The 14180-nt window shown below is 32.2% G+C and carries 14 protein-coding genes; 12 read left to right on the top strand and 2 right to left on the bottom strand.

Annotation, left to right across the window (positions count from 1 at the left end):
• The first annotated feature begins 116 nt into the window (after positions 1-116).
• Together ligA and B0A65_RS21785 are read left to right on the top strand one after the other, a co-directional pair.
• On the top strand, positions 117-2123 hold the full coding sequence (ligA, locus tag B0A65_RS21790) for an NAD-dependent DNA ligase LigA (RefSeq protein WP_074657528.1): 2007 nt from the start codon (positions 117-119) through the stop codon (positions 2121-2123).
• Positions 2110-2805, top strand: coding sequence for a lysoplasmalogenase family protein (locus B0A65_RS21785; protein WP_074657530.1), 696 nt, complete (start codon positions 2110-2112; stop codon positions 2803-2805). Before ligA ends, B0A65_RS21785 begins: the two co-directional genes overlap by 14 nt.
• Here the strand turns inward: B0A65_RS21785 and B0A65_RS21780 are convergent.
• Positions 2791-3702, bottom strand: a complete 912-nt coding sequence (locus tag B0A65_RS21780; protein WP_074657533.1) for a bifunctional metallophosphatase/5'-nucleotidase — start codon at positions 3700-3702, stop codon at positions 2791-2793. The two genes, B0A65_RS21785 and B0A65_RS21780, sit on opposite strands and share 15 nt — an antisense overlap.
• Before the next feature lie 52 nt (positions 3703-3754).
• Positions 3755-4534 carry a 5'-nucleotidase C-terminal domain-containing protein gene (locus tag B0A65_RS21775; RefSeq protein ID WP_074657536.1) on the bottom strand — a complete coding sequence of 260 codons (780 nt, stop codon included), beginning with the start codon at positions 4532-4534 and terminating at the stop codon, positions 3755-3757.
• Between the two features lie 47 nt (positions 4535-4581).
• Here B0A65_RS21775 and B0A65_RS21770 point away from each other — a divergent pair, with 47 nt between their 5' ends.
• The 10 genes from B0A65_RS21770 to coaE all read left to right on the top strand — a co-directional run bounded on the left by B0A65_RS21770 (position 4582) and on the right by coaE (position 14145).
• Positions 4582-5094 carry a DUF6913 domain-containing protein gene (locus tag B0A65_RS21770; RefSeq protein ID WP_074657538.1) on the top strand — a complete coding sequence of 171 codons (513 nt, stop codon included), beginning with the start codon at positions 4582-4584 and terminating at the stop codon, positions 5092-5094.
• Positions 5095-5109: 15 nt separating this feature from the next.
• Positions 5110-5997 (top strand): 4-hydroxy-tetrahydrodipicolinate synthase, encoded by an 888-nt coding sequence (dapA, locus tag B0A65_RS21765; protein WP_074657541.1) that lies wholly within the window; start codon positions 5110-5112, stop codon positions 5995-5997.
• A gap of 130 nt (positions 5998-6127) precedes the next feature.
• Entirely contained in the window at positions 6128-6922 is a 795-nt protein-coding gene (locus B0A65_RS21760; protein ID WP_074657543.1) for an outer membrane protein assembly factor BamD, read from the top strand.
• Between the two features lie 8 nt (positions 6923-6930).
• The gene (locus B0A65_RS21755) at positions 6931-7248 is read left to right on the top strand and encodes a DNA-directed RNA polymerase subunit omega (protein WP_007807938.1); all 318 of its coding nucleotides are present in this window, start codon (positions 6931-6933) and stop codon (positions 7246-7248) included.
• 9 nt (positions 7249-7257) lie between these two features.
• Positions 7258-8472, top strand: a complete 1215-nt coding sequence (gene coaBC, locus B0A65_RS21750; RefSeq protein ID WP_074657546.1) for a bifunctional phosphopantothenoylcysteine decarboxylase/phosphopantothenate--cysteine ligase CoaBC — start codon at positions 7258-7260, stop codon at positions 8470-8472.
• Positions 8473-8539: 67 nt separating this feature from the next.
• Positions 8540-9424: a type IX secretion system protein PorD gene (gene porD / locus B0A65_RS21745; protein WP_074657548.1), complete on the top strand. Its 885-nt coding sequence runs from the start codon at positions 8540-8542 to the stop codon at positions 9422-9424.
• 53 nt (positions 9425-9477) lie between these two features.
• Entirely contained in the window at positions 9478-11130 is a 1653-nt protein-coding gene (gene recN / locus B0A65_RS21740) for a DNA repair protein RecN (RefSeq protein WP_074657551.1), read from the top strand.
• Positions 11131-11236: 106 nt separating this feature from the next.
• Entirely contained in the window at positions 11237-12427 is a 1191-nt protein-coding gene (gene fabV / locus B0A65_RS21735; RefSeq protein ID WP_074657554.1) for an enoyl-ACP reductase FabV, read from the top strand.
• A 121-nt stretch (positions 12428-12548) separates the two neighbouring features.
• Positions 12549-13547, top strand: a complete 999-nt coding sequence (locus tag B0A65_RS21730; RefSeq protein ID WP_074657557.1) for a glycosyltransferase — start codon at positions 12549-12551, stop codon at positions 13545-13547.
• A gap of 1 nt (position 13548) precedes the next feature.
• On the top strand, positions 13549-14145 hold the full coding sequence (coaE, locus tag B0A65_RS21725) for a dephospho-CoA kinase (protein WP_074657559.1): 597 nt from the start codon (positions 13549-13551) through the stop codon (positions 14143-14145).
• Positions 14146-14180 lie beyond the last annotated feature (35 nt).

Below are 14180 nucleotides of genomic sequence, written 5' to 3'. Positions count from 1 at the left end.
TGCAGCTTGATTTTTGATTTTTTAAAACTTTTGTTTTTTGATGTTTTTCAGCGAAAATAATTCTAATTTTGATATTCAGTTAGTCAACATTACAATCCGCATCATTTTAATATTTTATGAGTATTCAAGAAACAATTCAGGCTTTACGAGAAGAACTTAATCAGCACAATTACAATTATTATGTGCTTGATAATGCCACAATTTCAGATTATGATTTTGATATTAAATTAAAACAGCTTCAGGATCTCGAAGAAAAAAGTCCGGAGTTTTTTGATGAAAACTCGCCAACACAACGTGTTGGAGGTACAGTTACCAAGAATTTTAAAACCATTGCACATCAATATCGCATGTATTCTTTGGATAACTCCTATTCAAAAGAAGATTTGCTCGATTGGGAAAACCGAATTCAAAAAGTTTTGGGGAATGTCAAATTAGAGTATACCTGCGAATTAAAGTATGATGGAGCCTCTATTAGTATTACCTATGAAAACGGAAAACTGACGCAGGCATTAACCCGCGGTGATGGCTTTCAGGGAGATGAGGTTACAAATAATATTAAAACAATAAAATCGATTCCGTTACAATTAAAAGGAAATTATCCGGATAAATTTGATATCCGTGGTGAAATTATTTTGCCTTTAAAGGGTTTCGAAAAAATGAATCAGGAATTAATTGAGATTGGAGAAACTCCTTATTCAAATCCGAGAAATACAGCTTCAGGAAGTTTAAAATTACAAGACAGTGCTGAGGTTGCAAAACGCCCGTTAGAATGCCTTTTGTATTTTGTTACCGGGAATAATTTACCTTTTTCTTCTCAGTTTGGAGGATTGGAATCAGCCAGAAAATGGGGATTTAAAGTGCCAAATGAAGCGAAATTAGTAAACAATATGCAGGAAGTTTTTGACTTTATTGATTATTGGGATACGCATCGTCATAATTTGCCTTATGAAACGGATGGCGTTGTAATTAAAGTCAATAGTATTCAGTATCAGGAAGAATTAGGATATACTGCAAAATCACCACGTTGGGCTATAGCTTATAAGTTTAAATCAGAGCAGGTTTCAACTAAATTAAAATCAATTTCTTATCAGGTTGGGCGCACAGGAGCAATCACTCCGGTTGCAAACTTAGAACCAGTACAATTGGCCGGAACGATCGTAAAAAGAGCTTCCTTACACAATGCAGATCAAATTGAGAAACTAGATATTAGAATAAATGATACTGTTTTTGTTGAAAAAGGAGGAGAAATTATCCCTAAGATTATCGCTGTCGATTTGGGTCAACGTCCTGAAAATTCAGAAAAAACAGTCTATATTACACATTGTCCGGAATGCCAGACAGAATTGGTACGTTCAGAAGGTGAAGCAAATCATTATTGTCCTAATTTCTACGGCTGCCCTCCCCAGATTATTGGCAGAATTCAGCACTACATTTCAAGAAAAGCAATGGATATCGAAGGCCTTGGTGGCGAAACGGTTGCATTACTTTTTAAAAATAATTTAGTTCATAATTATGCTGATTTGTATGAATTGAAAGTGGAGGATATTTTGCATTTAGAAAGAATGGCGCAGAAATCAGCTGAGAATCTGGTAAATGGAGTTGAGAAATCAAAAGAAATTCCGTTTGAAAGTGTTTTATTTGCGTTAGGAATTCGTTTTGTAGGAGAAACTGTTGCTAAAAAATTAGCCAAACATTATAAAAATATCGATGCATTAAGTAAGGCTTCTTTAATGGAATTAATTTTAGTTGATGAAATTGGAGAACGAATTGCAAGAAGTGTAATCGAGTTTTTTGAAAATGAAGAAAATCAAAAAATAATAGAACGCCTTAAAAGTTATGGAGTTCAATTTGAAATAGTAGAAAAAATCAACCCAAATGCTACAGAAAAATTCATCGGAAAAACTTTTGTTGTTTCAGGAGTTTTTACTCAGTTTTCGAGAGATGAATTAAAGAAAACAATCGAAGATAATGGTGGAAAAGTGGGAAGTTCCATTTCTGCAAAAACGGATTTTGTTGTTGCAGGAGATAATATGGGGCCGGCTAAATTAGAAAAAGCGAATAAATTAAATATTCCGATATTATCTGAGGAAGATTTTATAAACAAACTGAATGAAAGCGAATAAACCGTCATTGATTTTGTATTTTCTGGCGTTGCTGTTGACCATTATTTTTGATTGGGCAGAGCAGGATTTTTTGGCAATCTATGCAAAAGCTATAGTGTTGCCGGCAATATTTTTTTATTTTTTTATAAGCAATGAATCTAAAGTAGGAAAAACAGAAGCTCTTGTGTTTTTATTTTGTTTTGTAGGTCAGGTGTTTGATTTGATGGATGTTGAGGTTTCTGAAATTGGTGGCGTTTTAAGCTTTTTGGTTGTTTATCTACTTCTCTTAAAAATTTTCATCCAAGAGAGGGAAAAAGTTAAATTAAGTAAGAAAGACATTTTACCAGTTTCAATAGTGGTAATCTTTATAGTTTATTTACTTGTTTCTGTTTTAAGTCTACAGTCAGATAATATGAAAAAGTACAATGCACTTTATACTTTTTACGGAATAGTTCTTAGTGTTATGAGTTATTTCTGTTTTGTACGTTATATTACAAAAGGTACACACATTGCCTTAATAATGTCTTTAATGGCAGTCTGCTATATATTTTCAGATATCTTTTATATTTTTAATGAATATTTTTCGCACTCAGTTGTTTTGGTTTTAATTCGTGATGTAACACAAATTTTAGCCTATTACTTTATGGTCGAATATTTTCTTGAAAGAGCAAAAGCACAGAGAAAAGTATTATACAATGATTGATTTTCCTTGATTAGTATGTGCTTTGTTTTTATCAAAATAAAAATCAATTCTGCCTAAGTTTATTCCGTAGCAACCCACCTGATTCACTAAAACATTTTCTCCAGCCTTATTTTTTACAATAGTAGGTTTGTCAAGAAATGTATGTGTATGTCCGCCAATGATTAAATCAATATCTTGAGTTAATTCAGCCAATTTCAAATCGCAAATTTTAGATTCGTCATCTCTATAATTGTAACCTAAGTGAGAGAGGCAAATAACCAAATCACATTTTTCATCTTTTTTTAGTAATTGTGTCATGTCCTGAGCAACTTCTACAGGATTGTTGTACACCGTTTCTTTGTACATTTTTTTGTCAACCAAGCCATCAAGTTCAATTCCTAATCCAAAAACGCCTACTTTAATTCCATTTTTATTGAAAATTTTGTAAGGTTTTACCAGCCCGTTCATCACGGTGTTTTTAAAATCATAATTAGAATTGATAAATTCAAAAGTGGCATGTGGCATTTGTGCGTATAAACCATCAAGACCGTTGTCAAAATCATGATTTCCAATAGTTGACGCATCGTATTTCATCATGCTCATCAACTTAAATTCAAGTTCACCTCCATAATAATTAAAGTATGGAGTTCCCTGAAAAATATCGCCGGCATCTAATAAAAGTACATTCGGATTTTCCTTTCGAATAGTTTCAATCAAAGCTGCTCTTCGAGATACACCACCTTTATTTGCATTACGCGGATCATCAGCCGGAAAAGGGTCTATGTGGCTGTGAACATCATTGGTATGCAAAATAGTTAAGTGTTTTATATCGTTAGTTTCAAAACTACTTAATGACAAACCTAAACTTAATAGGGCAGTACTTGCAGCTGTTTTCTCGATAAATTCTCTTCTTTTCATTGTATATATTTTTTGCCTGAGTGCAGTAATTTAATTTTTGTGTAAGAATGTTTTATTCGACTGTAATTCGAACATCGTTTTTGACCGGGATAGTATCAACTTCCTTAAAATAATCAATCAGCACATTTCTGATTTTGTAATTCAGGTCAAATTTATCAGTAGCTTTTAGGAAGAAATTCATATTATCGCCTCCATTAGCCAAATAATCATTAGTAACTACATAATACGTTTTATTCGTATCAACAGGTTTTCCCTGTATCAATATATTTTTGGCAGTATTGTCTTTTGCTATCGTAAAAGTCATTCCGGATAAAGGTTGTGGTTTTTTCTCCTTAATAATATAACTCGCAATATCAAGAATTTGATTACCATTTAAAGCAACAACAATCAAACTGTTTTCAAAAGGCATAATTTCAAAGGCAGTTCTTGTAGTTACATTTCCTTTTGGTAAAATAGCACGTATTCCACCATGATTTAACAAACACAGATCGATATTTTTTTTCTCACGCGCTTTAAAAACTACATTACCTTTTTCTAAACAAACATCGGCCATTAAATTACCAATGGTAGTTTGCCATTTCCCGGTACTTTTATCTAAGGTTTCAGGGCAATAAGCCAGGACACTGTCTAAATCTTTATTAATATGATCGCGATAAGGTTTGATAAATTTTTCGATTTGAGGAGTTTCATTTCCTTTTTCTGTTATTGGAAGCTGTTTTCCTTCTATCTTCGTCAAATTATAATTTTTCTGACTGCAGGAAAATATAAAAAAAAGTGTTAAGAATATAACAAAAAGTTTTAAAAATCCGTTATACTTTTTTAGTTTTACCATCTTAAATGCGACTTAAATAATTAATTTTGTAATCTGGTAAAAGTACTATGTTTTTAAATTATATAAAGGAATTTTTTGTAAAAAAATCATTAAAAAATAACCTGCATATTCTCAAAAACGAAGTCTTTACAAGTAATGTACAAACAATTGGTTTATTGATAGATGAAAATCAATTTCGTCATTCAACGGAATTAGTAAAGGAGTTGGTTCTTCAGGGGATTGCCTTCGAAAACATAAAAATTGTTGCGTATAGAAGTAAATTGGAGAAAGAAAAGACGTATTCGCACCTTACTTTTTGTAAAAAGAATGTCAATTGGAAAGGGGATTTTACTGAAGATTTTCTAAATGAATTTGCCAAAACAGAATTTGATCTTTTGATTAGTTATTATGAAATTGAAACACCAATTTTAATGATGGTAACAAGTAAGTCAAATGCGAAGTTTAAAGTAGGATTTTCTTCTGTCGATATAAGATTAAATCGATGGATGATTGATACCGAAATAGGGAATTATAAACTATTCGTTTCCGAATTGTTTAAGTATTTAAAAAGTATAAAATAAATTATAAATTAGAATATGCAATCATTAATAGGAACTGGTGTTGCGCTTGTAACCCCATTTAAAAAAGACTTTTCAGTTGATATCGAAGCTTTACAGCGTATTGTTAATTTTTCGATTGATGGAGGAGTTGAATATCTTGTTGTTATGGGAACAACGGCAGAAAATGCTACCTTGACACAAGCCGAAAAAGAGTTAGTTTTAAAAACAGTAATTGATACTAACAAAGGAAGATTGCCTTTGGTTCTTGGTGTTGGTGGTAATAATACAATGCAAATTGTTGAGGAATTAAAGTCAGGAGATTTTTCTGCTTTTGAAGCTATTCTTTCTGTTTCTCCTTATTATAATAAACCAACGCAGGAAGGAATTTACCAACATTTTAAAGCTATTGCAGAAGCTTCTCCAATTCCGGTCATTTTGTACAATGTTCCGGGAAGAACATCCAGTAATATGTTGCCTGCGACTGTAGTTCGCCTGGCAAACGATTTTAGTAATGTTGTAGCAATAAAAGAAGCAGCAGGCGATATGGCTCAGGCTTTACAATTGTTAAAAAATGCACCAAAAGATTTTCTTGTAATTTCTGGTGATGATATGATTGCCTTACCAATTGTTTTAGCTGGTGGAGCAGGAGTAATCTCCGTTATTGGACAAGGATTTCCGAAAGAATTTTCAGAAATGATACGTTTAGGCCTGAACAGAAAAGTAAATGAAGCTTTCAAAACGCAATACTTTTTGTCAGATTGTATTGATATGATTTTTGAGCAGGGAAATCCAGCCGGAATTAAACAAGTGTTTCAAGCCCTTGGTATTGCTGAGAATACAGTACGTTTACCTTTGGTAGCTGTCGATGAATCATTGGCAGAAAGATTGAATAAATTTGTTAAAAACAGCATTAAATTAGAGTAAGATTGCCGGTATTTTATTATACTAAAAAATATTTTGTAGTAGCTAAATTAATAACTAAATTTGCCACCGGAACTTCGGTGTGATTTTGCTTTGGCATAATTGTCTAAGAAATCATAATAAAAGTAAGAAAATGAAAAAAATAGTATCTCTATTAATTGTTGTTGTCCTTTTTTGTTCTTGTAGTGATTACCAAAAAGCTTTGAAAAATGAAGATGTTGCGGCTAAATTTGCAATGGCAACAGAGATGTATGATGCAGGAAAATATTCAAAAGCGATCCGTCTTTTTGAGCAATTAGCACCATCATATAGAGGTAAACCTCAGGCTGAAAAGCTTTTTTATATGTTTTCGCAATCTTACTACAAAACAAAACAATATTATTTAGCTGGTTATCAGTTTGAAAGTTTTGTTTCAGGTTATCCTCGTAGTGAAAAAGTACAGGAAGCTGCATTTTTAGGAGCTTACAGCTATTCAAAACTGGCACCGGTTTATAGTTTAGATCAGGCAGACACTGTGAAAGCTTTAGAGAAATTACAAGCTTTTATTGATAATTACCCAAATTCAGAATATATAGCTCAGGCAAATGAGACTGTAAAATTACTGAATGGTAAATTAGAGAAAAAAGCATATGAAAATGCTAAAGGATACAATACTATTTCAGATTACAAGTCTGCATTAATAGCTTTTGATAATTTTATTGCTGATTTTCCGGGAACACCTTTGAAAGAAGATGCATTGTTCTATAAATACGATTCAGCATATAAACTAGCAATCAACAGTATTCCATCAAAAATGGAAGAACGTCTTAATGTTGCTAAAGTTGCTTATAATAACTTATTGAAGTATAAAAGCGACACAAAATATAAAAAAGAGGCAGATGAGATGTATGCCAGAGTTGAAACAGATTTACAAAAATTTACTAAATAAATAAAGTCATGGATTTAAAAAAGACGAATGCTCCTGTAAATACAATAACATACAATAAAACTGTTATTGAAGAGCCAACAGGAAATGTGTATGAAGCAATTACCATTATGGCTAAAAGAGCAAATCAAATTAATTCTGAAATTAAAAAAGAATTAACTGAGAAATTAGAAGAGTTTGCTACTTATAATGACAGTCTTGAAGAAGTTTTTGAAAATAAAGAACAAATTGAAGTTTCTAAATTTTACGAAAAATTACCAAAACCACACGCTTTAGCTGTTCAGGAATGGTTAGACGGAAAAACTTACCACAGAGGTTCAAACAAATAATATAGTATAATGTCAGTTTTAAACGGGAAGAAAATTTTACTGGGAGTTTCTGGTGGAATTGCAGCCTATAAAACAGCTTCATTAGTACGACTCTTTATAAAAGCAGGTGCACATGTCCAAGTGATAATGACACCTGCTTCTAAGGATTTTGTAACGCCACTTACATTATCTACGTTATCAAAAAATCCTGTACACACTACTTTCTTCAATCAGGATAATGACGATGCAGTTTGGAACAATCACGTTGAATTAGGTCTTTGGGCTGATTTGATGATAGTTGCTCCGGCAACTGCCAATACATTATCTAAGATGGCTACAGGAAACTGTGACAATCTTCTTATTGCAACCTATTTATCCGCTAAATGTCCTGTCTATTTTGCTCCTGCAATGGATCTGGATATGTACAAACACCCTTCTACTTTATCAAGTTTTACTGCCTTAAAACAGTTTGGAAATGTTATGATTCCTGCTGAAAATGGGGAGCTTGCCAGCGGTTTGTCCGGAGAAGGAAGAATGGCAGAGCCGGAAAATATTATTGCATTTCTTGAGGCTGATTTGGAAAGTAAATTACCACTTAAAGGAAAAAAAATACTTATTACTGCAGGCCCGACATACGAAGCAATAGATCCTGTGCGTTTTATAGGAAACCATTCTTCTGGAAAAATGGGTTTTGATATTGCGAATGAAGCTGCAAAATTAGGAGCGCAAGTCATTTTAGTTGCAGGTCCAACTCATTTTAAAGCAAACAACGGTTTGGTTGAAGTTATAAATGTAATTTCGGCACAAGAAATGTACGATGTATGTCATTCTTATTATAATGAGGTTGATGTTGCTATTGCAGCAGCAGCAGTTGCTGATTATAAACCGAAAGTTGTTGCTTCGCAGAAAATTAAAAAAGCGGCAGACGAATTCTCAATTGAGCTCGAAAAAACAAAAGACATTTTAGCATCATTAGGAGCAATTAAAAAAGATCAGTTTTTAATTGGATTTGCTCTTGAAACTGAAAATGAAATTGAAAATGCTAAGCTGAAAATTCAGAAAAAAAACTTAGATTTGATTGTTCTTAATTCCTTGCAGGATGAAGGGGCTGGTTTTAAAAAAGAAACCAATAAAGTTACTTTTATTGATAAAGATTTTAAAATTGAGCCAATGGAATTAAAAGCAAAAGAAGCGGTAGCAAGTGATATTTTAAATAAAGTGATTTTGCACTTTAGAAAATCATAATTGTTTTAAGGTTTCAGAATAAATAGCAGTATTTTTATATTTACGCCAAGGCAAACAGTATCTTTCTATGAAAAAAATAGTTACTCTTTTAGTGTTTTTGATTTTTGGCTTTACACAAGCACAACAGCTAAATTGTACCGTAACTATAAACACTGAAAGGTTGCCAAATCCTAATCAGCAGGTTTTTAAAACACTTCAGACATCTTTGTCTGAATTTGTGAATAAAACAGACTGGACAGGGTCAGTGCTAAAACAGAACGAGCGTATCAATTGTTCAATGTATATTACATTGTCATCAAATAATTCGGATCAGTTTTCAGGAACAATTCAGATACAATCGTCCAGGTTGATTTTTAATTCAACATACTCTTCTCCTATATTCAATTTTAACGACAAAGATTTTAGTTTTCGTTACACGGAATATGAACCATTGTTGTTTAATCCTACCACTTTTGAGTCAAATTTAGTATCTGTTGTTTCTTTTTACAGCTATTTGATTTTAGGTATGGATGCAGATTCGTTTCAAATGGGAGCAGGAAATCAATATCTTGAAACGGCACAGAACATTGCAAATGTAGCACAGCAAGGTGGTTACAAAGGTTGGAGCCAGGCTGATGGAATTCAGAATCGTTATTATTTAATAACAGATATGATTTCGCCAATGTATAGTGATTTACGTCAGGTTACATTTTTATATCACAGTGGGTTAGATAAGATGAGTGATGATTTAAAAGGTGCTAAAGAAAGAATAAAATCTTCAATACTACTTATCGGAAAATTTAATTCGGTTAAACCAAATGCTTTTTTAACCCGGGTATTTTTCGATGCCAAGTCAGATGAGATTGTTTCTATCTTTTCAGGAGGACCAAGTATTACGGTAACTGATATGTCTGATGTTTTGAATAAAGTTTCGCCTCTGAATTCTACAAAGTGGTCACAAATTAAATATTAATTACTTTTCGATTTCAATATTTTATTAACTTCTATAATTTACATTTTTATCCTATGATTACTTCCCTGTCAATTAAAAACTATGCTCTGATTGAAAAATTATCAATAGATTTTTCAAAAGGCTTTTCTATAATTACAGGTGAAACCGGTGCCGGGAAATCTATTATTTTAGGTGCTTTGGGATTAGTTTTAGGAAAAAGAGCAGATTTAACTTCTTTAAAAAATAAAGAAGAGAAATGTATTATAGAAGCACAATTTGAAATTTCTAAATACAACTTAAAAGAGTTTTTTGAAGCAAATGATCTTGATTATGAAGACGACACCATTATAAGACGCGAAATTTTGCCTTCAGGAAAATCCCGTGCTTTTATTAATGATAGCCCGGTAAATCTTCAGGAATTACAAGATTTAAGTTTGTTTTTGATTGATATTCACTCGCAACAGCAAACTCAGGAATTATCAGATGAAACTGTTCAGTTTAAAATAATTGATGCTATTGCAAATAATTTTGATGTGATTACTTCTTATCAAAAGTTGTTGAAAGGATATAAATCAGATAAATCAAAATTGAACGCTTTGTTGAAAAAACAAAGTGATTCAGGAAAAGAGCAGGAGTATAATACTTTTTTACTGAACGAATTGATAGCTGCTAAATTAAAATCAGGTGAACAAGAAGAATTGGAAGCTGAATTTGAAAAGCTAAACAACGTTGAAGTTATAAAAGAATCAATAGATAAGTCTTTAATTATTGCAAATGAAGAACAATTTGGAGTTTTTCATAATCTGAATGAAATAAAAGCATCACTTCAAAAAATCGCTCCATTTTCGACAGAATATCAAAGTTTATTTGAAAGGGTAACGAGTGTTGCAATCGAATTTGATGATGTTTCAAGAGAGTTACAAAACGTTTCTGAGAAATTATTAAATGATCCTGAAAAACTGGAACTTACAAACCAGAAATTGCAATTGATTTATAATTTACAGAAGAAACATCAGGTGATTTCTGTTGATGAATTACTGCAAATTCAGGCTAATTTAGAAAATGCGGTTATTGAATTAGGGAATATTGAAGAAGAAATCACTTTATTGACAAATTCAATAGCAATAAAAGTAGAAGAATTAGATGCTTTTTCAGCTTTAATTCATCAAAACAGAGCAAATGCAATTCCGGTTTTATCAAATAAATTAATTTCAATTTTAGAAACTTTAGGGATGCCAAATGTTCGTTTTAAAATGGAACTTTTGCCATCAGAAACCTATTTCCAAAATGGAAAAGATGAATTGCAATTTTTATTCTCTGCCAATAAAGGAACTGATTTTGGATTATTGAAAAAAGTAGCTTCAGGAGGAGAAATGTCACGTATTATGTTGGCTGTTAAAGCAATTTTAGCACAATATTCTAAGCTTCCTACTTTAATATTTGATGAAATTGATACAGGAGTTTCTGGGGAAATTGCTATCAGGATGGGGGAAATTATGAAAGAAATGAGTGCTAAAATGCAGATTTTTGCTATTACACATCTACCGCAAATAGCAGCAAAAGGCGATTCACATTTCAAAGTATTCAAATCAACTGTTGATGATGATACGCAATCAGAATTAAAGCTTCTGTCTCAGGACGAAAGAGTTATCGAAATAGCCCAGATGTTATCTGGTGCAGTTGTCTCAGATTCGGCTTTAAATCATGCCAAAGCCTTGTTGAACTAAAGAAATACTTTATATTTGTCATCTTAAAACTAAATCAATAAGCGTAAATAAACTAATCATTTACCTCACTTTAATGGTTAGCAAATGAACGATAAACAATAAAAATATGATCATAGAACCTAGAATGAGAGGCTTTATTTGCTTGACAGCACACCCAAAAGGAGCCGAGCAAAATGTTAAAAATCAAATAGAATATATAAAATCAAAAGGATCAATTGCCGGTGCAAAAAAAGTATTGGTTATTGGAGCTTCAACAGGTTTTGGATTAGCGTCAAGAATTACAAGTGCTTTTGGATCTGATGCTGCAACTATTGGAGTATTTTTTGAAAAACCACCAGTTGAAGGTAAAACGGCTTCTCCGGGTTGGTATAATTCTGCTGCTTTTGAAACTGAAGCTCACAAGGCTGGTCTTTATGCAAAAAGTATCAATGGAGATGCATTTTCAAATGAAATAAAAAGACAAACACTAGATTTAATTAAAGCTGATTTAGGTCAGGTTGATTTGGTTATTTATAGTTTGGCTTCACCAGTGCGTACAAACCCTAATACAGGCGTATTGCATCGTTCGACTTTAAAACCAATTGGACAAACTTTTACAAATAAAACAGTAGATTTTCATACAGGAAATGTTACGGAAGTTTCTATTGCTCCTGCAAATGAGGAAGATATAGAGAATACTGTAGCCGTAATGGGAGGTGAAGACTGGGCAATGTGGATGGATGCCTTAAAAGATGAAAATTTATTGGCTGAAGGTGCTACAACAGTAGCTTATTCTTATATTGGGCCATCATTAACTGAAGCAGTTTACCGTAAAGGTACAATCGGACGCGCGAAAGATCATTTAGAGGCTACTGCTTTTTCTATTACAGATAGTTTAAAATCTATCGGAGGACAGGCTTATGTTTCTGTAAACAAAGCTTTGGTTACTCAGGCTAGTTCTGCAATTCCGGTAATTCCATTGTATATTTCTCTTTTATATAAAATTATGAAAGAAGAAGGAATTCACGAAGGTTGTATTGAGCAAATTCAACGTTTGTTCCAGGACAGATTATATACTGGATCACCAATTCTTGTTGATGAAAAAGGCAGAATCAGAATTGATGATTGGGAAATGCGTGATGATGTTCAGGCAAAAGTGGCAAAACTTTGGGAAGAAGCTACTACCGAAACATTGCCGGCTATTGGAGATTTAGCAGGATATAGAAATGATTTCTTAAACTTATTTGGATTTGAATTTGCCGGAGTTGATTATAAAGCTGAAGCAAATGAAGTTGTAAATATTGAAAGTATCAAATAAGAACGTATTACTATAAATAAAAACCATCAACCTAAAGTTGGTGGTTTTTTTATGAATATAGTATATCTTTGTTAAAATTTTGAAATTAAAAAAATTGCCACTTTAATACGCACATCCCATTATGATTTTTTCTTTAATTATACCCGTGTATAATCGTCCGGATGAAGTTGATGAACTTTTAGAAAGTCTCTCGAAATCTGATTATAATGAACCTTTCGAAATTGTACTTGTTGAGGATGGTTCGTCGATTCCATGTAAAGATGTTGTAATGACTTATCAGGGGAAATTGAATATTTCTTATTATTTTAAAGAAAATTCAGGTCCGGGAGATTCGAGGAATTTTGGAATGCAAAAGGCAAGGGGTGATTATTTTATCATCTTTGATTCAGATTGTATTATTCCGCCTAATTACTTAACTGAAGTGCGTAAAGCGATAAATGAAGAATATGTGGATTGTTTTGGTGGGCCAGATAAAGCATTGGATAGCTTTTCTGATATACAAAAGGCGATCAATTTTGCAATGACTTCGTTTTTGACGACTGGAGGAATACGTGGTGGTTCTGAGAAAATAAATAAGTTTCAGCCAAGAAGTTTCAATATGGGAATTTCTAAAAAGGCTTTTGAAGCATCAAAAGGATTTGGAAATATTCATCCAGGTGAAGATCCAGATTTATCAATTCGTTTATGGAATTTAGGTTTTGAAACCAGATTGTTTTCTGAAGCCTATGTCTATCATAAACGTAGAATAGATTGGGAGAAATTTTCTATTCAGGTACATAAGTTTGGAATTGCAAGACCAATATTAAATAGTTGGTATCCAGAGCATAATAAAATTACTTTTTTCTTTCCAACGGTTTTTATACTCGGATTATTATTAGCTTTTTTACTATTAATTTTCAATATTGATATTTTATTACAATTATATTTCGTATATTTCGTTGTAATTTTTCTTACAGCAAGTGTTCGAAATAAAAGTGTTAAAATAGGATACTTATCAGTAATTGCAGTTTGGAAACAATTCTATGGTTATGGAATGGGATTTTTAAAATCATTTATAAAAATCATTCTTTTAAAGAAAAAACCACAAGAAGCTTTTCCGCGTATGTTTTTTAAAATATAATATGACAAAGGTTATCGGTTTAACAGGAGGAATTGGTAGTGGAAAAACAACTATTGCCAATTATTTTGCAGAAATGGGAGTTCCTGTCTATATAGCCGATAATGGTGCAAGGGTAGCAATGCAATTGGATTATGTTATAAATGAAGTAAAAGATGTATTTGGAGAAAGCGTTTTTGAAAATAATATTTTAAACAGAGCTAAACTTGCTGAAATTGTATTTAACGACAAGGAAAAGTTAGCTAAATTAAATGCAATAGTCCACCCAGCTGTAAAAAAGGATTTTGAGGTATGGTTATTGCAGCATAAGAATTACGAATACATAATTTATGAAGCCGCTATATTATTTGAAAGTGGCCGATATAAAGAGTGCGATTATATTATAACAGTAACCGCACCAGAAGATATTAGAATTGACAGAGTCTTAAAACGCGATAATACCACCCCAGCGCAAGTTTTAAGCAGAATGCAAATGCAATGGAAGGATGAAGATCGAATTTCCAGAAGCAATTTTGTTATTAATAACGTAAATCTTAAAATTGCTAAGGAAGAAGTTGTTAAAATTCTTAAAATTTTAGATATTAAACAAAATCAGTCTTAAATGTTAATATTTGGTTAATGTATTATTTAGTATAT

Origin of the sequence: Flavobacterium frigidimaris, from assembly GCF_002217275.1 — a bacterium.
Lineage (GTDB): Bacteria > Bacteroidota > Bacteroidia > Flavobacteriales > Flavobacteriaceae > Flavobacterium > Flavobacterium aquidurense.
The sequence above is the reverse complement of the archived record's forward strand: the minus strand, read 5'-3'. Positions and strand labels throughout refer to the sequence as shown.

What these genes read in the sequence shown, in the direction of transcription:
- ligA (WP_074657528.1), top strand. Translation starts at nt 117, where the DNA reads ATGAGTATTCAAGAAACAATTCAGGCTTTACGAGAAGAACTTAATCAG.
- B0A65_RS21785 (WP_074657530.1), top strand. Translation starts at nt 2,110, where the DNA reads ATGAAAGCGAATAAACCGTCATTGATTTTGTATTTTCTGGCGTTGCTG.
- B0A65_RS21780 (WP_074657533.1), bottom strand. Translation starts at nt 3,702, where the DNA reads ATGAAAAGAAGAGAATTTATCGAGAAAACAGCTGCAAGTACTGCCCTA.
- B0A65_RS21775 (WP_074657536.1), bottom strand. Translation starts at nt 4,534, where the DNA reads ATGGTAAAACTAAAAAAGTATAACGGATTTTTAAAACTTTTTGTTATA.
- B0A65_RS21770 (WP_074657538.1), top strand. Translation starts at nt 4,582, where the DNA reads ATGTTTTTAAATTATATAAAGGAATTTTTTGTAAAAAAATCATTAAAA.
- dapA (WP_074657541.1), top strand. Translation starts at nt 5,110, where the DNA reads ATGCAATCATTAATAGGAACTGGTGTTGCGCTTGTAACCCCATTTAAA.
- B0A65_RS21760 (WP_074657543.1), top strand. Translation starts at nt 6,128, where the DNA reads ATGAAAAAAATAGTATCTCTATTAATTGTTGTTGTCCTTTTTTGTTCT.
- B0A65_RS21755 (WP_007807938.1), top strand. Translation starts at nt 6,931, where the DNA reads ATGGATTTAAAAAAGACGAATGCTCCTGTAAATACAATAACATACAAT.
- coaBC (WP_074657546.1), top strand. Translation starts at nt 7,258, where the DNA reads ATGTCAGTTTTAAACGGGAAGAAAATTTTACTGGGAGTTTCTGGTGGA.
- porD (WP_074657548.1), top strand. Translation starts at nt 8,540, where the DNA reads ATGAAAAAAATAGTTACTCTTTTAGTGTTTTTGATTTTTGGCTTTACA.
- recN (WP_074657551.1), top strand. Translation starts at nt 9,478, where the DNA reads ATGATTACTTCCCTGTCAATTAAAAACTATGCTCTGATTGAAAAATTA.
- fabV (WP_074657554.1), top strand. Translation starts at nt 11,237, where the DNA reads ATGATCATAGAACCTAGAATGAGAGGCTTTATTTGCTTGACAGCACAC.
- B0A65_RS21730 (WP_074657557.1), top strand. Translation starts at nt 12,549, where the DNA reads ATGATTTTTTCTTTAATTATACCCGTGTATAATCGTCCGGATGAAGTT.
- coaE (WP_074657559.1), top strand. Translation starts at nt 13,549, where the DNA reads ATGACAAAGGTTATCGGTTTAACAGGAGGAATTGGTAGTGGAAAAACA.